The 19,866-nt window shown below is 44.4% G+C and carries 24 protein-coding genes; 5 read left to right on the forward strand and 19 right to left on the reverse strand.

Going from position 1 to position 19,866, the window contains the following annotated elements; genetic code table 11:
• The first annotated feature begins 7 nt into the window (after positions 1-7).
• Positions 8-1,135 carry a hypothetical protein gene (locus OEZ43_01975; protein ID MDH5544327.1) on the forward strand — a complete coding sequence of 376 codons (1,128 nt, stop codon included), beginning with the start codon at positions 8-10 and terminating at the stop codon, positions 1,133-1,135.
• Between the two features lie 16 nt (positions 1,136-1,151).
• Here the strand turns inward: OEZ43_01975 and OEZ43_01980 are convergent, their stop codons facing one another.
• Positions 1,152-1,352 carry a DUF2905 domain-containing protein gene (locus OEZ43_01980; protein ID MDH5544328.1) on the reverse strand — a complete coding sequence of 67 codons (201 nt, stop codon included), beginning with the start codon at positions 1,350-1,352 and terminating at the stop codon, positions 1,152-1,154.
• Positions 1,353-1,373: 21 nt separating this feature from the next.
• On the reverse strand, positions 1,374-2,030 hold the full coding sequence (gene rpiA, locus OEZ43_01985; protein MDH5544329.1) for a ribose-5-phosphate isomerase RpiA: 657 nt from the start codon (positions 2,028-2,030) through the stop codon (positions 1,374-1,376).
• Between the two features lie 201 nt (positions 2,031-2,231).
• On the opposite strand from rpiA, the gene ilvA reads away from it, so the two are divergent.
• On the forward strand, positions 2,232-3,752 hold the full coding sequence (gene ilvA, locus OEZ43_01990) for a threonine ammonia-lyase, biosynthetic (GenBank protein MDH5544330.1): 1,521 nt from the start codon (positions 2,232-2,234) through the stop codon (positions 3,750-3,752).
• A 26-nt stretch (positions 3,753-3,778) separates the two neighbouring features.
• Here the strand turns inward: ilvA and OEZ43_01995 are convergent, their stop codons facing one another.
• Complete coding sequence (locus tag OEZ43_01995) at positions 3,779-4,480, reverse strand: ParA family protein (protein ID MDH5544331.1); 702 nt, start codon at positions 4,478-4,480, stop codon at positions 3,779-3,781.
• 136 nt (positions 4,481-4,616) lie between these two features.
• Here OEZ43_01995 and asnB point away from each other — a divergent pair, with 136 nt between their 5' ends.
• Together asnB and OEZ43_02005 are read left to right on the forward strand one after the other, a co-directional pair.
• On the forward strand, positions 4,617-6,620 hold the full coding sequence (gene asnB, locus OEZ43_02000; protein MDH5544332.1) for an asparagine synthase (glutamine-hydrolyzing): 2,004 nt from the start codon (positions 4,617-4,619) through the stop codon (positions 6,618-6,620).
• A 33-nt stretch (positions 6,621-6,653) separates the two neighbouring features.
• Positions 6,654-7,913: a GGDEF domain-containing protein gene (locus tag OEZ43_02005; GenBank protein ID MDH5544333.1), complete on the forward strand. Its 1,260-nt coding sequence runs from the start codon at positions 6,654-6,656 to the stop codon at positions 7,911-7,913.
• A gap of 6 nt (positions 7,914-7,919) precedes the next feature.
• On the opposite strand, the gene OEZ43_02010 is transcribed toward OEZ43_02005, so the two are convergent.
• The 4 genes from OEZ43_02010 to OEZ43_02025 are packed head-to-tail and all read right to left on the reverse strand — an operon-like array spanning position 7,920 to position 10,308.
• Positions 7,920-8,300 (reverse strand): hypothetical protein, encoded by a 381-nt coding sequence (locus OEZ43_02010; GenBank protein MDH5544334.1) that lies wholly within the window; start codon positions 8,298-8,300, stop codon positions 7,920-7,922.
• On the reverse strand, positions 8,290-8,598 hold the full coding sequence (locus OEZ43_02015) for a cytochrome c (protein ID MDH5544335.1): 309 nt from the start codon (positions 8,596-8,598) through the stop codon (positions 8,290-8,292). The genes OEZ43_02010 and OEZ43_02015 overlap by 11 nt, the downstream gene beginning before the upstream one ends.
• A complete protein-coding gene (locus OEZ43_02020; protein ID MDH5544336.1) occupies positions 8,582-8,998 on the reverse strand; it encodes a hypothetical protein in 417 nt (138 codons plus the stop codon). Before OEZ43_02020 ends, OEZ43_02015 begins: the two co-directional genes overlap by 17 nt.
• Positions 8,998-10,308, reverse strand: a complete 1,311-nt coding sequence (locus OEZ43_02025) for a 4Fe-4S binding protein (GenBank protein MDH5544337.1) — start codon at positions 10,306-10,308, stop codon at positions 8,998-9,000. The genes OEZ43_02020 and OEZ43_02025 overlap by 1 nt, the downstream gene beginning before the upstream one ends.
• 145 nt (positions 10,309-10,453) lie before the next feature.
• Between OEZ43_02025 and OEZ43_02030 the strand changes: the two genes are divergently transcribed.
• Entirely contained in the window at positions 10,454-10,579 is a 126-nt protein-coding gene (locus OEZ43_02030; GenBank protein MDH5544338.1) for a hypothetical protein, read from the forward strand.
• A 46-nt stretch (positions 10,580-10,625) separates the two neighbouring features.
• On the opposite strand, the gene OEZ43_02035 is transcribed toward OEZ43_02030, so the two are convergent.
• The 12 genes from OEZ43_02035 to OEZ43_02090 form a co-directional block, all read right to left on the reverse strand.
• A complete protein-coding gene (locus OEZ43_02035; GenBank protein MDH5544339.1) occupies positions 10,626-13,214 on the reverse strand; it encodes a fused MFS/spermidine synthase in 2,589 nt (862 codons plus the stop codon).
• Between the two features lie 5 nt (positions 13,215-13,219).
• Positions 13,220-13,576 carry a hypothetical protein gene (locus OEZ43_02040; protein ID MDH5544340.1) on the reverse strand — a complete coding sequence of 119 codons (357 nt, stop codon included), beginning with the start codon at positions 13,574-13,576 and terminating at the stop codon, positions 13,220-13,222.
• A gap of 22 nt (positions 13,577-13,598) precedes the next feature.
• Complete coding sequence (locus tag OEZ43_02045) at positions 13,599-13,820, reverse strand: hypothetical protein (protein MDH5544341.1); 222 nt, start codon at positions 13,818-13,820, stop codon at positions 13,599-13,601.
• Between the two features lie 13 nt (positions 13,821-13,833).
• Entirely contained in the window at positions 13,834-14,892 is a 1,059-nt protein-coding gene (locus OEZ43_02050) for a formylglycine-generating enzyme family protein (GenBank protein MDH5544342.1), read from the reverse strand.
• Positions 14,893-14,895: 3 nt separating this feature from the next.
• Positions 14,896-15,378: a hypothetical protein gene (locus OEZ43_02055; protein ID MDH5544343.1), complete on the reverse strand. Its 483-nt coding sequence runs from the start codon at positions 15,376-15,378 to the stop codon at positions 14,896-14,898.
• A complete protein-coding gene (locus tag OEZ43_02060) occupies positions 15,368-15,865 on the reverse strand; it encodes a cytochrome c (GenBank protein MDH5544344.1) in 498 nt (165 codons plus the stop codon). The genes OEZ43_02055 and OEZ43_02060 overlap by 11 nt, the downstream gene beginning before the upstream one ends.
• A gap of 6 nt (positions 15,866-15,871) precedes the next feature.
• A complete protein-coding gene (locus OEZ43_02065) occupies positions 15,872-16,138 on the reverse strand; it encodes a hypothetical protein (protein ID MDH5544345.1) in 267 nt (88 codons plus the stop codon).
• A 12-nt stretch (positions 16,139-16,150) separates the two neighbouring features.
• The gene (locus OEZ43_02070; protein MDH5544346.1) at positions 16,151-16,498 is read right to left on the reverse strand and encodes a hypothetical protein; all 348 of its coding nucleotides are present in this window, start codon (positions 16,496-16,498) and stop codon (positions 16,151-16,153) included.
• A gap of 122 nt (positions 16,499-16,620) precedes the next feature.
• Positions 16,621-16,764, reverse strand: a complete 144-nt coding sequence (locus tag OEZ43_02075; GenBank protein ID MDH5544347.1) for a hypothetical protein — start codon at positions 16,762-16,764, stop codon at positions 16,621-16,623.
• 15 nt (positions 16,765-16,779) lie between these two features.
• On the reverse strand, positions 16,780-17,415 hold the full coding sequence (locus OEZ43_02080) for a hypothetical protein (protein MDH5544348.1): 636 nt from the start codon (positions 17,413-17,415) through the stop codon (positions 16,780-16,782).
• A gap of 14 nt (positions 17,416-17,429) precedes the next feature.
• Positions 17,430-18,326 (reverse strand): cbb3-type cytochrome c oxidase subunit II, encoded by an 897-nt coding sequence (locus tag OEZ43_02085; GenBank protein ID MDH5544349.1) that lies wholly within the window; start codon positions 18,324-18,326, stop codon positions 17,430-17,432.
• Between the two features lie 128 nt (positions 18,327-18,454).
• Complete coding sequence (locus tag OEZ43_02090) at positions 18,455-19,861, reverse strand: cbb3-type cytochrome c oxidase subunit I (protein ID MDH5544350.1); 1,407 nt, start codon at positions 19,859-19,861, stop codon at positions 18,455-18,457.
• Positions 19,862-19,866: the final 5 nt, after the last annotated feature.

A 19,866-nucleotide genomic window follows, 5' to 3' on the forward strand; every position in this document is an offset into this window, starting at 1 on the left:
ACTGGTCATGATCTCCAAATCGGTGATCAAACCTGATCAGCCGTTGTTGTATCCATTGTTTCGCCAAGATGGCAGCCTGTTGGCAGACAAAGGCCTGATGTTGACTGAAAACCAACATGCGACCATCGTAGCCGATGATGTCTATACCCTGGATTTTGAACTGGTATCCGCCGTAGAAAACGTCAAAACGGAAATCGTGACGAGTAGTGCGGAATTGAACGAGTACAAACTCCCTTCACCATTTGAGCGTTTGCGACAGGCTGAGGGAATTTTGAAAGAAGTTTATTCCAACCCCCACTATCCAACCAATCAATCAAAGTTTCTAACCACCATCGGACGTGTTCAAGCGGTTTGTAAACAAGCGCCAGACGCGGCTATTGCCAAGATTTTTCTCGACGACAAAAAAGACTATACGGTTCAGCATGCTGTGCACACCGCAATATTGTGCGAAATCGTGGGAGACTACCTGAATTGGGGCATAGACATAAGGAGATCATTATGTGGTGCCGCCCTGAGCATGAATTTTTCGCTGGGTTTTTTGCAGGATGAGCTTCAACACCAACCAGAACCTTTGACAGATGAACAACGCCAATCAATTGAGAACCATCCTTTAGAAAGCGCCCGGATGCTCAACAAAAATGGTATTACCGACACCAAGTGGCTGGATTTTGTGGCCAAGCACCATGAACAGGTAGATGGCAGCGGTTATCCGAACCGGCTCTCAGGTAAGGATGTACCTGTACAGGTGTCGCTATTACGCCTGGCGGACGTCTACTGCGCCAAAGTAACCGGTAGATCATATCGAGAGCCAATCGTACCCAATATTGCTGCGCGGGATATCTATCTGGACAAAAACGAACATGAGAAAACCACTCTCATCGAAATCTTTGTCAAATGTATAGGCTTGTTTCCACCTGGCACCCTGGTCAAACTTGTGACCGGCGAAACCGGCATGGTGTTAAAGCGCGGTATACGCGTGGATACGCCTTTCGTCAAAATTATCCGCAGCGCGCAGGGAAAGGCATTATCAACACCTCTATTGCGAAACACCCAAACCAAAGGTTATGAAATAGTCGATGTCATTTCGTTTGAGAATGAACGCAAGGATCTCGATTTCGAAGCGCTTTGGAATTGAGTAGCAACCTTCACTATCAACGTCGGAAAAGCCAAAACAATAGCGTCAGAATTAAACTCACGACGATAGAAGTCACCACTGGAAAATAGAAACGGACGTTTTCCTTCTCGATCGCAATATCACCGGGCAACCTGCCGAGACCGAGCTTTTGAACCAGGGGCCATAACAGCCCCAGAACGATAAAGATAAGACCAATAATGATAAGCGTTCGGGACATACTCCCTCCTCACCACCGGGTCTAATTCAGCTGTCGAACCCCCTTCGGTCCACCCAGAATCAGCACATCCGCACCGCGATGTGCGAACAACCCGTTGGTCACTACGCCAACGATCTGGTTGATCTGAGTTTCAAGTTTTGGTGCATCAACGATCTGCATGCCATGTACATCAAGAATGATATTGCCATTGTCCGTGACAAAGCCTTCGCGATATACCGGGTTTCCACCCAACTTAACCAATTGACGCGCTACATAGCTGCGCGCCATGGGGATGACCTCGACGGGTAACGGAAACTTCCCTAACACGCCAACCAGCTTGGATTCATCAGCGATACAGACAAATTTTTCGGATGCTGCTGCAATGATTTTTTCCCGAGTCAGCGCGCCGCCGCCACCTTTAATCAGGTGAAGACTCTCATTGGATTCGTCTGCACCATCGACGTAGACTTTGATATCGTCCACGCTATTTAAGTCATACACCTGAATGCCATGGCTTTTGAGACGGGCAGTAGAGGCTTTTGAGCTGGAAACCGTTCCGTCGATCTTGTGCTTGATTCCCGCCAGGGCGTCTATGAAAAAATTGACCGTAGAACCTGTACCTACACCGACAATACCGCCAACTTCGATATATTCGAGCGCCGCTTCCGCAGCCGCCTTTTTTTGCTCATCTTGTGACATTCATTTCTCCCGTTATAAAACGCTGCTCACTGCCTATTTGGGCTTCCCGCGATTGTAAAGCGTATATTTCAGGCTTTCCAGGAAAATGCGGGCTTATATCAGCCTTTACCGCCATCATTAAAAGAACATGTGTTGGATTTCCGGCTTTTTAATCCAACAAAGTGCTATCATCGCCATTTGTTCAGCGCGCGCAGGTTCTACATGTCCACGGATTATCTAAAACGTATACTCAGAGCCCAGGTATACGATGTCGCCATTGAGACACCACTCGATTATGCCAAGGGACTTTCTAGCAAGATAAAAAACCAGGTCTGGATCAAACGAGAAGATCTCCAGCCTGTGTTTTCATTTAAGATTCGTGGCGCATATAACAAAATCGTTCAACTCTCGGACGAAGCCAGACAAAAAGGTATCGTCGTCGCTTCTGCCGGGAATCACGCCCAAGGGGCGGCACTGGCGTGTCAGCGCCTCGGAATACGAAATACCATCGTCATGCCAAAAACCACGCCTGCAATCAAGATTGACTCTGTTCGTAGCTACGGCAGCGAAGTCGTTCTCCACGGAAACACCTACGACGAGGCTTATTTACACGCACGAAAGCTAGAGGACGAACATGGATATACATTTGTGCATCCATATGATGACCCGGATGTCATCGCCGGTCAGGGCACTGTAGCAATGGAAATACTTCGCCAGCATTCGGCTGAGTTGGACGCGGTATTTGTTCCAGTAGGCGGCGGTGGATTGATCGCTGGCGTTTCTGCCTACATCAAACAGGTCAGACCTGAAATCAAGATAATTGGTGTCGAAGCGGAAGATTCCGCTTGTTTATACGCAGCACTCCAGGCCGGCGAACGAGTCATTCTCGACCAGGTTGGCATATTTGCCGACGGCGTGGCCGTTCGTCAGATTGGTGAAGAGACTTTCAAGCTTGCGAAACAGTATGTCGACGAGGTTATTACTGTAGACGTTGATGAAATTTGTGCTGCGATCAAAGATATATTCGACGATACCCGCTCGATTGCCGAACCGGCAGGTGCGCTTGCAATAGCGGGAATAAAAAAATATGTGCAGCGTGAGCGATACATGGATTTGCAGTTTGTTGCGATCGATAGTGGCGCCAATATGAATTTCGATCGACTACGATACGTTGCAGAGCGCTCAGAGCTGGGCGAGCAACGTGAAGCGTTACTAGCCGTTACGATTGATGAACAACCCGGCAGTTTCCATCGCTTTTGTCATCTTATTGGACAACGCAATATCACCGAGTTTAATTATCGCTACGCCGACGCCAAGATCGCGCATATCTTTGTCGGAATTCAATTACGTGAAATTCCAGAAGAAAAAATTCAACTGATGAAACGCCTTGAAGAACACGGCTACCAGGTACTGGACATGTCTCGCAATGAAATGGCGAAGCTGCATGTCAGGTATATGGTCGGAGGCCATGCACCAGGCGTCGATAACGAAATCATTTATCGCTTTGAATTTCCTGAACGTCCAGGCGCACTATTGCTGTTTCTTACGAAAATGGGACAGCGCTGGAATATCAGCATGTTTCATTATCGCAACCATGGCGCAGCATACGGACGTGTATTAGCTGGAATTCAGGTTCCGAATAATGAACGAAATGACTTTCAGGATTTTCTAAAAGACCTGGGCTATCCCTATTGGGATGAGACTGACAATGAGTCCTACCGCCTTTTTCTTGGCAAACCCTAACAAAGGCGCCGGTTATACCCGCAAAATCAGCGGACAGCGTACAGATTTGGTTTAGACGGTGATTGAGATGCTTGTGTGGTGCTCGCTTCTTCGACCCACTCTATCAAGGAACGCCATTCTTCCTTGTCCCGGTCGCTATTAGCACCATTCAGCTCTAAAACACTAACTCCGTGTTCTGCGGCCTGCATATATGTCTCATTCTGCGACAATACAGCGATAAAACTGATATCGAGATTAGAAAATATACGTTGCATCGCGTAATAAGCCGGGCTTTCTTTTTGAACACGATTTGCAATTATTCCTACTTTTGCACGACTGGGATACATACGGAAAAACGCATGTAAATCGCGTATAAAGATAGCCGTAGCACGAATATCAATTGGCGATGGGGAAACTGGAATCAGAATACGATCAACGTCTTTCAACGCAGAATTGATCTTGTATAAATCGACACCTGCCGGTGTATCAATAATCAGGCGATCGGCATTGGTGGGTAATCTCATTTGCCATGCACGGGTAGCACGAGCGTTTTTAGCGTGAGCTTCGATACCGTGAATATGGGGTTTGGAGTAGGGGCGATGGCGCAGCCATTCACTACTCGATCCTTGTGGATCGTAGTCTTTAACTACGGTATTCAACTCCTTGGAGGCGTAATAACCGGCAAGATTGGTCGCCAGTGTCGTTTTACCACTACCACCTTTGGAGTTTAAAACCATCACCGTCAACATAACACTTCTCCTATCCGCTTCCATTCTGTACAACTTACTACGGGCCTTTATGGCTCAAAGGCTTTCGCCCATGTCATAATTTCGTACAGAAACTGAAAAAACTTTAAGCAAATATGTAACAAATTGATGAATTTACATGTGCGGCATTTCTACAATATTGCGCTTTGACAAGCAACCAATATCCGTGGACCTTTTGACTCAAATGAACCGCGCGTTGAGTCACCGAGGGCCTGATGCCTATGGTATATTTCACCAGGCTCACCTGGGGCTAGGCCATACCCGCCTTAGCATCATCGACCGTGCTCATGGCCAACAGCCCATGTCCACTAGCGACCAACGCTTTACCATTACCTTCAATGGCGAGATCTATAATTACCAGGAATTGGCCTCTCAACTCCTCCGACTGGGTCACAATTTCAAAACCCGCTCAGACACAGAAGTACTACTTTGTTTACACCAGGAATACGGTGATAGAGCAATCAGCATGTTACGAGGCATGTTTAGCTATGTGCTTTATGACAGAGAATCTGACAGGTTATTACTGGTGAGAGATCGTCTTGGAATCAAGCCACTCTATTATTTTCAGGATGATACCTATTTCCTCGCCGCTTCCGAGATCAAAGCCATATTTGCCTCAGGTGTGGTGACTCCAGAACTTGATCCGCAGACTATTTTTGACCATTTCTATTACCAGTTCTCTATTCCTGGTCATACCAGTTTTACAGGTATACACGAAGTACTGCCTGGACATTACTATTCCATCGACACACTTGGACGGACCGAAACTAAGCGCTATTGGAGCCTTATCTTCCCGGCTGATGGTGAATATGAGAATCAAAACGAAAACTATTGGAAACGACAGCTAGAGGATATGTTGGACGAAGTCAGCCAACAGCATACTGTCGGAGAGGTCCCCGTTGGGGCTTATCTTTCGGGCGGACTGGACTCATCAACGACCTGCCATTTTCTTCAGAAACACAGTCCTGGGCCCATTCAAACCTTTTCTATACATTTCGAGAATGCCGCCAGTGACGAATCATACGCCTACAAACCGGTAGCCGAGGCCCTTGGCGTCGCAAATCACGAGCTTACTATACCCGAACCAGTGCCTAGCGACTTTTTGGCTAATCTACAACAAAGTGTCTACCATCTCGAGCAACCGCAGCGCATGGCAGTCGATATTCCCCATTTTTTATTATCTGACTTTACCCGGAAATCCGGGATCAATGTCGTATACACAGGGGATGGGGCCGACGAGATATTTGGCGGCTATGACAGCTACCGCCAGGACGCGATGCGCCTATGGGGAAACCAGGAATCTGATAGAGGCCGCAGGAAACAGCTGTATATGGAGGAATTCATTAAGGAGTTTCCACGAGAACATATTCAATTGCTTTGGTCGCTTCACCAACCTGAAAACCAGCGTAACGTCACCAAGCAGTTTGGCACCTATCCGGTCTGGTATGACTTTTGGCATATTCTCCAAAACTCAAGCAACAAGATTTGGAATGCCGATTTCCTTGCCAGCATAAACACATCTACTCGCATACACGAACTGTCCGACAGAATTCGTCCAGAAGTATCGGGGCTAGCCCCTCTGAATCAATCGCTCAACTACGAAATCAACAGCCGGCTATGTAACTGGATATTACTCAAAAGTGATCGGCTAAGCATGGCCCACGGCGTTGAAGCTCGTGTCCCCTTTCTTGATCATAAACTTGTGGAACTGACTGCTCGAATACCACCCCAGTTTAAATTACGCGGTATGGATGAAAAATACCTACTCAAGACGATAATGAACGACCGGTTACCTCAGATACCGGGTGCATACAAAAAGAGAGGGTTTTACACACCCATTAGAGAATGGTTTTTTGCACCTGGACGTAACCATGGCGATTTTCTGGATTATGAGCCTATTTCTTCTGCCGGAATCTTCAATCACACAGAAGTACAGAAAATACTTTCAGACATACAAGAGGTTACGGAAGTGAACGACATGAACACCTATTATCATGTAATGCGCATGGAATGGATGTTAATGCTAGTACTCACAACGCAGATACTTTACGACCAATTTGTGCTTAAGAAAGCTGCCGTATTTCACGATATAGACTCAGGAGCCAGGGGGGGTCGCCCTTAGCAAAATTCTATAATTCAATAAGTTGTACTAAAAGTGAAAATACCACTTAAAAGCTCATGGTTAATATTTTTCCTGCCCCTACTCGTGCTTGGAGTAATTTCAGCGCTCATACCTTTTTTAAAAAATCTGCCTGATGCCATACAGACGCAACTAGCTGTCCTACCGTATCTGGCCATAGTAGGCACAGGGGTATTAGGCTCTGTATTTCGCAAATATCGTTTCGTATATCTCGCAGTAGTGCTGGGTGTGGCCTATTGGAATTTGCAAATAACGCATGCCGAACAATCCCCAAACAGTTCATTGGTAGATGCTCTATATGGCGTTTATTTCGTAATCAATCTCGTAATAATTAACTATCTCCCCGAAAAACGATTTTTTACGATCGCAGGAGCTGGAATATTTTTGAGTTTCATAACCCAGTTGTTATTTGGGAAATGGCTAATTGTCGATTTTAGTGAAAAGGTTACCGGCCTGCTAAATTACGATCTCGATTTATTGATTGGCTTTGTCAATCGAACCAACTTGCCGACTGTAGTTTTACTCCTATACGTAGCAGCAAGTGTATTTCTCTTTCTGCGATATGGAAAAACCCGCTCCGTTTTTGAAAGCGGATTCCTTGGCACTCTCGTGGCTACCGCTCTGATGCTCAATAGCGAAATGACTCCTCCAAGCGCGGGAATGTTTATGTTAGCAGCGGGATTAATTGCAATGAGTGCACTTGTCCAAAATTCGTACTTTATTGCGTATATAGATGAACTCACTGAACTGCCAGGTCGACGCGCTTTAAATGAAGAACTCGCTCGATTGCGCGGACAATATTGCATAGCCATGTTAGACGTAGATCACTTTAAGAAATTTAACGACACACATGGTCATGATCTTGGTGATCAGGTTTTGCGCATGGTTGCTGCGAAACTTGGTCGCGTCAGCGGCGGTGGAAAGGCATTCCGTTACGGCGGCGAAGAGTTTTGCATCGTGTTCAGTAGCAAGGACATGAAAACGGCTTTTCCTCATTTATCTGCAGTGCGTCAGTCCATAGATGAAACACGAATGATACAACGCAGCAAGGATCGCCCCAAGAGTCGACCAGATATCATTCCTAAGAAAACCCGAAAATTTAAGGAAGTTCACGTTACCATTAGCATAGGCGTAGCGGAAAAAATCCCGGAGCTCGAACAACCTGAAGATGTGTTGAAGGCGGCTGACAAAGCACTATATGTCGCGAAAGAAAAAGGTCGAAATCGTATTAGTCAGTATGGAATAAAATTGGTAGAGGTTCCTATTAACACTTGAGCCGTCTTAGCGAGCCCCATACGCCAATGGGAACGCTAAAATAGTCTCTTCACCTTTTATCTCTGCCTTAACGTACAAGGTATCAGTTTTTGGGTCGCGAACGCGCATCGCACGACGGTACACACCAACGTTTCCATCCTCTATCGCCTGGACCCATTTCCCAGCTTGTTCTATACGTAGATTGACTAGAAGTCCGGATGCAGGTTTACGACGTGGTAGATTTACAATAATTAAGAATTCCATCATGCCTTTTTCAATAAATGGCGGACGCGTCTCTACCCTAAACGTCATATCCTTCCATTCAAGCACTGGGGATTTTGGTATCTCGCCAACGCAGGAAACCATTAGCGCCACGAAAAGCACAATAAAATAAAATTTATTTCGCATGTTCACTCAAATAGGCAGTTAGCTGTTCCAAATCCTCTCGCTTGATTTCGCCAAGTGCTCGGATAATTCGTCGATTATTCATTCTCAATACAACATTTGGCCACTCCTTAGCCGTATGAGTATTAGGATGAGGAGCTCCATGGCAGGCACTGCAATATTGTTTTAGCAATTGCGCACCTGTTGATTCAGGTTCAGGAAAAGTATTCATTACGACATCGTGTGAATTGACTGTCGGTTCCATTTTTGTACAAGCGCAAAAAACACCAACGACTAAAAGAAGACTAGATGTTTTTTTCATCGGTTTCTGATTCCGCTGCCTGCGACAATTTTCGCTGTTTACGTTCTTTCAATACATGGCGTAAATCGACGAAATAGTAAATCAGAAAACTCATCACAATTACCCACGCAGCACCCGCTGGAATTCCCCAGTCGAACCATGGTCGTTCAAAACCAGGACGATTACCCCAAAATGGGAATGTTAGACCTATTGCAACCAGCAAAAGCACAACAAAGATAGCGATAAACCAATATGGTATCGACACATCCGAATCTTTCATGCTTTCGATCATTTCCCAGTCTTCCAGCCCACGCTTATCATGGCGCTCTTTATCGTCCTTATAGCCAAAATTATCCTCGGGTTTTTCTCCCCAGCCGACTTCTTTGGTTGGACTAGGATTTTTAGATTTTTCATCTACCATTACTTTTCTCTCATTACAAAGTGGTTCATACGAGAAAATCCTTCCCAGCCGGAATCAGACTTTGCTCGTACAATAAAATTATACATTCCTGGCGGAAGACTATCGTTCAGACGAAGAAATACATCCTGTCTACCCACAGAACTGAAATTGAGGGATTGGCTGCTAATTGAATATTGATCTTGCTCCAGGCCCTCAACTTCGAGCGTGAGCGCTGCAGGACGAAAGAGCTTAGAAGCAAAGTTAATTCGATATTCCTTCACCTGTGAGCCTTGATGGTTTTCAGATTTATACAATGCCATATGATAGGGTTGATACGAGAACAATCCCCATGAAAACATAGTTATTCCTATAAGCATTGGCGGCAAAACCCAAAGAAAACGTATCCGGAAATGTGCTAAACGATGCATCGCATTCGAATGAATTTTATTTCTTCTTTCACCGAATCGGAATGATAGTAAGCCTGGTTCATTTTTCTTAGCATGCATGGCATTACAGGCGGAAATGCACGCACCACAGTTTGTACAACTGTCGAACATATTTGTATTTTTTGGATCAATACCGACCATGCATTGTGTTTGGCAATAGCTGCATTTTTCGCAGTCCTTCTTACGCGAAGCGTCGTAGTCGATGTGAAGTGTTTCTTTCGTCTTGAACAAATATTGCCACATTCGGTATATGCACATATAACGACAAACATATTGTCGAACAACCGAATAGTTCACAAATGCAATGAACACAAACACCATGTATATCCATCGTATGGAATAAGCGGCTTCAGAGGAATCCTGAAAGGTAAAAAAACCAAATACCTGTTTCGGTGGCACAAAGTACAGCAGTGGAATAATTGATATAACCATCGATACAAGCAAAATCAATAATCCGAGAACAATCCAGTTAATTAAGTTGTTTTTGTGCGCCGCTATTTTAACGGTTTTGGCTTTTTCCCAATCAATCACAGCGCGTTTACCCAACATCTTTGAAGTCAATGCATCCGCTACCGTAGAAAACGAATTCTGGGGGCACGCCCAACCACAAAATGCCGTACCAACGAACGAATAGAGGAGAATGAAGGAACACGCGATTGACAACCAGAAACCAAATACAATCGCAAAATCTGAGAACCAAATTTGTCTGTCTAGAACGACAAAACCTGCGGAAACGTCAATTCTGAAAATACCTAGTGTAGGAATCAGGATTAACGCTAATATAAAACCTGTTTGAAAGGCTTTGCGCTTCCAACGCAAATTATCGGTTGGCGCAGAACCCTGGGTAATAACTGGGATTTTTGACAAAGCATCATTAGCACTCATAGTGACCAATAATATCACAGGCACGCAAAAAACCGGCACACGCTACCATTTTAGTATTATTTTGTTGAAACACTCGGTTTCTTTCGCTAATATCAACAGCTGCCTACCTACGTAGCAATGACAGTACAAATCTGGGGGATAGAAAATGGTTACTGAAATTGGAATAAACATACTTGTACCTATCACTGTATTCGGCTTCCTCATCGTTGGCGCTTACATGATGTCGAGTGCAGCATTCAAAGACGTGTTAGAGCGTCGTAATAAGCAATAAACAAGTGAAAGCCCGGTAGCCCGGGCTTTTTACTTTTAACGCCTGTCTAAAACACCCTGTAGGGCTCTAAGCTGCGGATTTTACTGGACAATTCCGCTCTTGCTGATTCGGTTTCAGCAACAGAGTAAATCTCTAGCAATGCATCCAAATGATCGGGTCTTATAGTTAGAACTTTTGCCAACACCTCTGATCTTTGCAGCCCAGCCGAATCACTTAAAAACAATGCATCCGCATATCGGAAGGAAACCCACCGATCACCAGGGTTTGCTTCATACGCAATTTTCAGCCACTCATAGGATTTCATTGTGTCTCCCCTAATGTCGTAGAGGATTGAAGCTGCCAAAGCTCCAGTGGCATTATATCCCTGTTCAAAAAGGGCAACATCATAATCTGGAACATTCAAGGCTTGTATTGCTGACTCTAGATTTGGCCTTTCTTTCATTACCCACGATAGGGACGACAAAACGGGCGGAATCTTTGAAAAACGCAAATTTGGTAACTCAAACTCAAGAACTGGCGACCATTCATTCTGTATAGGCTGGCTGTTTACCTTTGCTATTCCGACCCATCTACCAAGCCACGTAAACATCGTTTCGTTGCCAAGTACCTTCGCCCTTTGTTCCGCGTCCATTTCGATGAATTTTTTGTCTAATGTCGTTATCTCCACCGGTGACGTGGCAAAACCTACAAGCGCAAGTCGAAATCCATCGAGAAACAGCCAATTGTTTTCGAAAACCTGAGCGAATGTGTTTAAGACAGTATTCAATCCTTTTTCATCGAATTGATTCAAAGCCAACCACTGAACGAATACACCCTGATGAGTGAGCACATTCTTGGCTCGCATGAACTGTTGCATAGACAGCAAATTCCCACGACCAACAAGATCAGGGTGAAACAAATCACCAATAATTAAATCATACCGTTTTTCTGTCATTTTCAGGAAACGGCGCGCGTCATCTCTAATGATGTTAACCTTTTCGGCCGCGTTCAGATTAGCCAATGCGAAATAATTTGATGCCGCCTCTATGGCTCCCTGTGAAAGCTCTACTGCATCTATTTTTAAATTCCCTAAATCAACGAGAGGCGAAGTTGAAATTCCCGTACCATAACCAAGAAACAAAACTGAATCGGGTTCAGGATGCAGAAGATAGGGTAGTCTCGATTGATTTCTTTGTGCGTGAATAGCGTCTTGTGAGGTAGATGCATCCATACGCTGCAGATCATTCAATAGCAATCTTTCACCATCCGTTTTCTGCACAACATTTGTGGTCGTTATTGCATCTTCGTAAATGCTAAGTTCTTTACTCTCACTATATACCCCTGGCATCATATTTTTCACTTCCGGAGGGAAGGACAGAAAAAGAATAAGCGGAATTAAGAAAGCACAAAGAAAAACATATGCACGAGTACGCAACCATACGACATTAACCAAAAGAAAAATAACGGCAGCAAACCCTATGGTTTTCGCGACACCAAAAACCGGTATTAAAACAAACGCTGCAGCGAGCGCACCTAAGGCCGCCCCAAGCGAATTAACGCTGTACAAAATGACGGATTGATGAAGACGCAAATCCATGTGCTTAGCCAACAGAGGAAACCACAAACCCAATAAGAATGTGACGGGTGCCGTAACAATGAAAAGCAGAATACCTTGACTGAATAATGCTTCAGCCATAGACGTATAATGCGCTGCGCCATTGAGTGCCGAAATTGGCTCAATCAGCCAAACAGATAACAACGCGAAAAATGCCACAAGAAAAGGAAAATACTTCAATATCGAGAGCTTGCTTATTCTTGGCGCAAGGAAACTCCCAAATGCAATACCTATTAGAAAGACAGCTATAAGCACCGCCAACACATATTCTGAACGTAGAAAAATCATTCCATAAAATCTAGTCCAGGCTATCTGAAGAATTAATGACGCGAAACCAATCCCGGCATAGGCGAAAAGCGCGCCTTTAACAGATCCAAAATTGAGGCTTTTACTTTCAACCTCCGCTCTAGGGAATACAAATGAAATCAGAACAAAAGATGCACCGACTATAAATCCAAAAATGGCTATGAGTTTTAAAGAAACAATCCAGCCGAATGTAGGTAACAGGATTAGCGGCAGCAGAACCCCAAGGACACCACCCAACGTATTACTTCCATAGATTATTCCCAGTGTAGAATTCGTTTTCTTCAGTGCCTGTAAGAATAGACTAAAACCACACCCAAGTAGCGTGGCCGGTACTGTCATAAGCAGCAGAACAGTGAAAATCTCTAGATTGATCCACGCCCCATAGGTCAGGTCACCGGTTGCGCTTTTACCGTCAATATAAAAAAGTAATTTGGGAAGAAGGAATGAGTAGATTGCTACAAAAATCTCAATCAAACCCAAATAAAAAAGCGGCCTCGCAATATTCGGTGCGAATTTTAATCCTAGCAATCCACCAAAACCGAGTCCAAACATAAATGAGGAAACCGTCAAGGGTATTCCTAAAATACTTACTCCAAAAAGAATACCCGCAGATTTCGCCCAAAGTATTTCGTACGCGAGGGCGCTTGTGCCCGAAAGAAAATAGAGAATGAGAAGAACTGTAATTAACCAACCGGAGGTTCCCCCAGCAGATCTATGTACGTTTTTTGTAATCACTGATTTCAGTAAGGATAAAACCAAACAATAGAGGTAACGGCATGGGCAACCGCTAAAAATACCGTAGCCCCCGCAGATAACATATGACCCACGAATAATTCTTTGCCATGCAATGCCATCGCAAGCCCCAATCCCGCCGTCAAAAAAATTAAAATCAGTAGTATAACGCCCATGATGAAAAGAATTTTATGCTTTTTTCCATCTTCATTACTGACAATGACTGAAACGTTCTGATTCATCGTTTCTTTATTGAACGAATCCATTATGGCGCTCGCCCCATTTGAATCTGCAAATATGGGCACAGGAGTAACAAGAATTAATATAGAAAATAGTACGGAGAACAAATTAGCTTTCAGTTTCATCTAACAAATCCAAATTATTTGTCTATTTGCTTTTTTCAGGCTTTTTGCGCCAGGAATATTTCCAATAAAGCACAACCATTAAAATAGCTGGAAATAACACCATGGGTAGAAGAAAAATAAAAATTCCCCATACGTCATCTATAGAGACGTGAAACCATCGATAGCTGTCAGCCGCAGCATAAGCATTTCGTGCAAGCAAACCTGAAATTAACACGAAGAAAATATTTATAAAACGTACTATCATTTAAAGCCTCAACTCAATTAACATCTTTGGCAATTCGAAAGCCGTAGAAGTCAGATGTGAAATTTGGCCAAGAAAAATTACGGTGGTAGGACGAGGTAGAAAAAGGATCACTTTTCCATGATCCGCCTCGCATTACTTTGTATCTTTCTTCCGTCTCGACAAACTCAACCATACGCAAACTTCTTTCAGCCGCATCAACGGGAATTTGTGGCACCTTTGCTTTAAATAATGAATCGGATGCCTGGCTCCCTTCATAGGGAATTAAATCGTTAGCAACCCATTCCTGTACATTTCCCGCCATATCCATGACACCAAATGGACTTACACCTTGAGGATATTCAAATACTGACGATGTTGATCCCCTATTATAATAGGTATTAAGGTTCTTAGTATTCATTTGATCACCCCAAGGCCAGCGTCTTCCATCAGTTCCGCGCGCTGCTTTTTCCCATTCCGCTTCCGTAGGCAATCTACCACCTGCCCACGCAGCATACTTCGAAGCATCAAACCAAGTCACCATGGTTACCGGATGTGTTTCAACTCCTTCTGGAATTCTTCCATTTACCCAATGAATCGGCGGTCTATGGCCAGTAGAAGCTACGAACTTGGCATATTGGGCGTTAGTAATGGGATATTTGGAAATTTGATATGCCTTAATCTCAGACCTGAACGCAGGGCGATTTTGTTCATCCGATTTAGGATTATCCGTTCCCATCACGAATTCCCCGGACGGGATTGAAACAAGTTCCGCCAGAAGTGTCCAAACCTTATCTTCCACTAATTTATTTGCTTCATCGACAGAATAGGTTTCTTTGTGAGTCTCGCGTTTTTCGTGTCTATCGGAAATATATAGATCTTCACCAGCGGCGCGAATGTGGTTACTTTCTTTACTAAGGTCTATTCCCGCAAGGCTTCGCATTTGATTCATGCGGTTCGCACCCAATTCCAAAACGTGTATCGTACCGGCTACTAGTGCAACTACAATACATGTAACGAAGGTAGCGCCAATAAATCTTTTACGAACTGCAATTTGCTCTGGCGATAACTTTCTATTTTTCACTAGCTCTGTCAAAGTTTACACCTCACTCTTATTGTTATTTTCAGGCGAAGACTCGTGTCGTTTATGCGTTTTTGATATGTGGCTTCGTCCGTACGTTCGCTTGACGATCACTTCCCCAACGATACCGCCCACACCACAAGCTTCAACAGCCACTATGAGGATAAGAATCCAATATCCTATTGGAAGAACTGACACATCTGCACCAAGTTGATTGGCTTCAGCATAGATATACTCAGGTATTCTAACAAGCAGAGGAGGAAAATACGCGATCATCTTCCCACCCAAACCGTATAACATTGAAAGGACTACACCAGCTATAAAGGGAACAAGAATGAGATCGATTATCCACAGTGGTGTGAATGTGCCGATAATTCCTTTAAACAACTCGAGTTCTATACCTGTTACCTGGTCTCCAACGTAAATTATAATCGCGGCGACACATGTGACGATTGTTGCCACTAAAAAATCCAGCAATCTGGACTTCAGTTTATTTAACATTTTCGTTGTAATCCAAACCAGTGAGCTTTTCGTATCTTCTTTTTTTTGTTTCTTCCAAATACCATTCTTCGACTTGTAAGCTAGCAATATATTTTGCTAGTGAGATTCGATCTGTTTCTTGATAAGTTGCGAACGACGGATGGCGATACTCAGGCTTCAATCGACTCGGCAATATATCTTGTGGATTTTCTGCCGAAAAATACTCATATAGCCATTTTTCATCTCGAAAATAGCCCATTCCATCTAATGGTGGCGCCGGAACTGCTTGAGTTAACTCTCTTGTCCCCCAAAGGCTATGGCAACTCTTACATTTACCATCCTTCATAATACGAGCCGCTTCTGAGGTAAGATTCTTGTCCGCTGTTGTATAAAAAGGTATACCAGGATCCGGCTCGGTCTCTTGTGATTCCTTAGCGAATTTAATCGCTGCCAGAATTACAACGCTGACGAGCATTGCAATGAAAATACCTTTCTCACCTTTGCGCATGAAAACTTACTTACTGCTCTTCTTTTTAGCTAAATATTCTTTACGTAATTTTTCCTGGGCTGCCTGAACCTCAACGGACTTTTGGAACTCCTCTGGATCCATCTTATCCTTGTCCTTTTCGTCGAAAACGACATATTTGATATCTTCATCAAATTGATCATTTTTAGCGGCCCAACGAAGCATAAATCCCGCGGCGATTAGAATACCAGCAGCAACAACTAACCATACGTAAATTGTCCAACCGTCTGGTAAATTTTGAAAAAATTCGGCCATACAAAACCTCTGCTAAATTAAATAGCCTTCTATTAGCTGAACCCAGCCAATAATAACCGCTAGCACAACGCCACCCATAATGGCACCAAACATAACCTTTTCACCTTTTTTCATTCCCGGTTTGCCTTTACGTGGCATATACAACCAAATAATGAATGAAAAAAGAATCAGCGACAAAACTAAAAAAACAAAAATTCCGTAGCTAAATTTTTGAGACCGTAGCCCTTCGATGCTCATATCGATCCCAAAAACTAGATTTGGGTTCTCTTCGGCAACCATTTGGATGCCATTAATGAGGTAATGGGAAACATCAAAAATCAAAGAAAAGATGCTAATTATAAACTCTGCTAAATTACCCATAGAACCCACAGATAACAAAAGAAATTACGCTGCTGAATTATACTATGAATAGCTACAATAGTCTGAGTTTTGAGCACAAAAAAAAACCGCCCTTTATAGGGCGGTTTTTCTTATACAACCGACTAGTTGAAAACGTCGTTACCGCCTTCTTCCTGATGCTTTTTCCAGAAAGCATCTACGAACAAAAGACCGTACAACGCTGGAGCAGTAAACACGAACGCAATTACGCCCATGAATACACCTGGTCCAAAATCTATGTCTATCATGATAGAACTCCTATGTTATTTCATGCTTGGCTTGCGAGAAAAATGGGGCAAGCGCTTAATCACGAGAACCATAGTCAACACGAAGTAGCTGACATAGAAAACGTCGATCGTGTAGCCCTGATCCCACCAAGGTTGAAGACGGGTACGAACGGTTTTACCACCTACATCGACCCAAGCGCCTTCGAAATTGGCAAGAACCAAGCGATCACCAAGAACCGTGTACCAGTTCAACGGGTATTGACCCCCGGCTTGAATTTCCTTGATACCCGGCGCGATATTCAAAAGATCATCCCAAGTTAAAGGATGACGCTCTAACGCAGCTTTGGTGCGGTCATCTGCCATGTCAAAAGCACGGTTTGAGACGTACTTGATTTTTTCGTCAGAAGTCGCAAGACGCTGCACTTCCGGAGAGTCCATCAAGGCAACAAAGTCCTTGTAGTTATCGGCGTTTGGACGTTGACCCCAGATAGGCATGGTCATCATGAACGCTGTCAAGATAATCAAAGCCATCAACAAAACCATCGGCATAGGAAGGCGATTATTTGCTTCCCAAAGTCCGCCGTGCTTTTCATTGGCCCACAAGTCCAAAATTTCTTTCTGTTCCTGCTCGTCTGAGAGCGAAAACATCGGCTGATCAAATTTCCAACCCATAGTCTCTTCCTCCCTTATTTCAATGCTGTCATGATCCAGTCGACCACAGCTCTGACTTCTGAGTTAGCAGCAGGCTCTGGTACTTCTGGAGCGTAGATACGCTTACCATGGAGGTAATCACTGTATTCAGCACGCCATTTGGCAAAATCAATCTTATTGCCATTTGCATCGGTTTTACCCCAAAGGTAATCGAAACGTGGCATGATCGAATTTGGCTGAACAAGACGTGGATTGAAAAAGTGCATGTACATCCATTCTCTAGATGAGTTACGTGCTGCTACGTGCAGAAGGTCAGGAGCCTTACGGTCTGAACCAAAAGCGGTAGGCATTTCACCATTAAAGTCACCTAGATAAGGAGGCGCGCCGAAGTATTGCCAGTCCTGTGTCTGTTCTGGCAACAGCGTATGACACCACCAGCAACCCTCAGAGATGTAGATAGTTTTACCCTTACCTACATAACGTGAGTTAGCGTCACCACCAGTACGAAGTACCTGATCAGGCGTCCAACCGCGAGTAGCAGTTGCGTTTTCAACGTAGTCGATTTCTTCTCCGTTGAACTCACCTTTTGTGATCAGGAAAACTGCGCCTTGTGATGAATTGGCAGCTTTGATCTTACCAAGACTCAAGCTCAGCTCTTCAACGCCCTTACCCAATCCACCCGTGTGGTTAACACCGCTGGAAAAAGGGGTACCGGCTTGATAAACATAAGCTCTGACCGGTGGATCGATAGCCGCACCAGAAGCAGGATCCTTATTCAGAATCACTGTAACGGGCTTACCTTCACCAGACACAGTCGGGTCTTCATAACTCCAACCTACAAGACGACCAACTGACAACTGCTTGTCCAGACCGACCCAGGTAGAAACACCTGTACGGAAGTCATAGCCTGGAAACAGCAGCGTAATACACATTGAGAAACCAAGCATCAAACCAACGCCGGCTGCTCCAAGTTTGTGTTTTCTAAAAGCCACTTTAATTCCTCCCTAGCTTTTTAACACCCGGGATGAACCCGGGTGCTAATCACAAAGCCCAAATACTTTTAACGCTCGTATGCCATTTCGTGAGCATAACGACCTTGTGGAACAACAGTACCTTCACGTGCAGTCATCCACATGTTGTACAACCAGACAACATTACCTGTGAATACCATGGTACCGCCAATCCAGCGAGCAATCATATATGGATGCTCTGCAACAACAACATCAATGTATGGCACTTCGTAGATCTTACCTGCGCCCTGAATCAAACCAGCGATGGTCATAGAGATCCAGTAGATACAGAAACCTACGATGAAGAACCAGTAGTGAAGGTTAGCAAGAGCCAGAGAGTACAGCTTACGACGCAGTACTGACTGTAGACCAAAGTAGACCGCTGCTGTTTCCAGGAAGCTAGACATACCAAGTAGTGCCAAGTGAGCGTGAGCAACGATCCAACCAGTACCATGAACATACCAGTTAATTGCACGCGTTTGCTGGAAACCACCTTGCATGTTCAATGGAACAGCCAGAAGCACACCAGTGATGGCAAACTTGGTTTCCATATTTTCAACAAACAGTGTCCACTTACCTTTCATGGTCAACAAAATGTTGGCAACGAAAGCAACTGCTGGGATAAGAATCAATACACCTTCTACAGACGCGAAAGATTTCAACCACTCTGGCAGCGGAGCTGACATCAAGTGGTGAGAAGCTGGCGTAGAGTAGAACGCAATAATCGCCCAGAAGTGGAGATGCGCAATACGGTGAGAGTACAACGGATTACCAGTCAGCTTAGGCACAACGTAGTATGCAATCGCTGCAGCAACTGGCGTTATCCAAAGACCCAACACGTTATGCGCAAACCAGAACGTCAGATAGCCCTCAGTAAGACCAGTCAGATTGAACAGCTCAGCTGATTGCCCAACCAGGAACACGATGATAACCATAAATACGCAAGCACCGAAGAACCAGTTGGTAATATAGATACCCTGGGTTTGGCGATGTGCAATAGTCATCCATACGTTAATTCCAAGTGGAACAAGCACGCCAAAGATAACAACCAAATCGATTGGCCAGATCAAGTCGTTATATTCACGACCAGAAGTGAAGCCCAACCAAAGCAGGATCAAACCAAGGCTCAGACCGACATTCCAGAGGAATACAGTCCACAGTCCTAGCTTTTCAGACCACAGCTTGGTGTTACCTAGTGCTGGCGTCATGTACATCATTGTCATACCGAACGCCATAGATATCCAGCCAACGATAACGGCAAGTACGTGTACCTGACGCATGTGACCGAATGCAAACATTTCCGTACCGGTTACCCAGTCAGGGAAAGCCAGCTTGGCCGCATTGAACGAGCCCAGACCCGTACCAACAACAAACCAGAAAATAGATGAAAAGCCAAAGAATATAGTCGCAGATCCTGGTGGGATCTCGTCATTCCTGGCAAACAAATATTTCATCAGCATTT

The organism is Gammaproteobacteria bacterium (genome assembly GCA_029881255.1).
Classification (GTDB): domain Bacteria; phylum Pseudomonadota; class Gammaproteobacteria; order S012-40; family S012-40; genus JAOUMY01.

Excerpts from the sequence above, each read along its gene's own strand:
- asnB (MDH5544332.1), top strand. The coding sequence starts at position 4,617 with ATGTGCGGCATTTCTACAATATTGCGCTTTGACAAGCAACCAATATCC.
- OEZ43_02030 (MDH5544338.1), top strand. The coding sequence starts at position 10,454 with ATGGTTACTGAAATTGGAATAAACATACTTGTACCTATCACTGTATTC.
- OEZ43_01980 (MDH5544328.1), bottom strand. The coding sequence starts at position 1,352 with ATGTCCCGAACGCTTATCATTATTGGTCTTATCTTTATCGTTCTGGGG.
- OEZ43_02020 (MDH5544336.1), bottom strand. The coding sequence starts at position 8,998 with ATGGTAGATGAAAAATCTAAAAATCCTAGTCCAACCAAAGAAGTCGGC.
- OEZ43_02060 (MDH5544344.1), bottom strand. The coding sequence starts at position 15,865 with ATGCGCAAAGGTGAGAAAGGTATTTTCATTGCAATGCTCGTCAGCGTT.
- OEZ43_02025 (MDH5544337.1), bottom strand. The coding sequence starts at position 10,308 with ATGAGTGCTAATGATGCTTTGTCAAAAATCCCAGTTATTACCCAGGGT.
- OEZ43_02040 (MDH5544340.1), bottom strand. The coding sequence starts at position 13,576 with ATGAAACTGAAAGCTAATTTGTTCTCCGTACTATTTTCTATATTAATT.
- OEZ43_02010 (MDH5544334.1), bottom strand. The coding sequence starts at position 8,300 with ATGCGAAATAAATTTTATTTTATTGTGCTTTTCGTGGCGCTAATGGTT.
- OEZ43_01995 (MDH5544331.1), bottom strand. The coding sequence starts at position 4,480 with ATGTTGACGGTGATGGTTTTAAACTCCAAAGGTGGTAGTGGTAAAACG.
- OEZ43_02055 (MDH5544343.1), bottom strand. The coding sequence starts at position 15,378 with ATGTTAAATAAACTGAAGTCCAGATTGCTGGATTTTTTAGTGGCAACA.
- OEZ43_02080 (MDH5544348.1), bottom strand. The coding sequence starts at position 17,415 with ATGGGTTGGAAATTTGATCAGCCGATGTTTTCGCTCTCAGACGAGCAG.
- OEZ43_02065 (MDH5544345.1), bottom strand. The coding sequence starts at position 16,138 with ATGGCCGAATTTTTTCAAAATTTACCAGACGGTTGGACAATTTACGTA.
- OEZ43_02070 (MDH5544346.1), bottom strand. The coding sequence starts at position 16,498 with ATGGGTAATTTAGCAGAGTTTATAATTAGCATCTTTTCTTTGATTTTT.
- OEZ43_02075 (MDH5544347.1), bottom strand. The coding sequence starts at position 16,764 with ATGATAGACATAGATTTTGGACCAGGTGTATTCATGGGCGTAATTGCG.
- ilvA (MDH5544330.1), top strand. The coding sequence starts at position 2,232 with ATGTCCACGGATTATCTAAAACGTATACTCAGAGCCCAGGTATACGAT.
- OEZ43_01975 (MDH5544327.1), top strand. The coding sequence starts at position 8 with ATGATCTCCAAATCGGTGATCAAACCTGATCAGCCGTTGTTGTATCCA.
- OEZ43_02045 (MDH5544341.1), bottom strand. The coding sequence starts at position 13,820 with ATGATAGTACGTTTTATAAATATTTTCTTCGTGTTAATTTCAGGTTTG.
- OEZ43_02015 (MDH5544335.1), bottom strand. The coding sequence starts at position 8,598 with ATGAAAAAAACATCTAGTCTTCTTTTAGTCGTTGGTGTTTTTTGCGCT.
- rpiA (MDH5544329.1), bottom strand. The coding sequence starts at position 2,030 with ATGTCACAAGATGAGCAAAAAAAGGCGGCTGCGGAAGCGGCGCTCGAA.
- OEZ43_02085 (MDH5544349.1), bottom strand. The coding sequence starts at position 18,326 with ATGTGTATTACGCTGCTGTTTCCAGGCTATGACTTCCGTACAGGTGTT.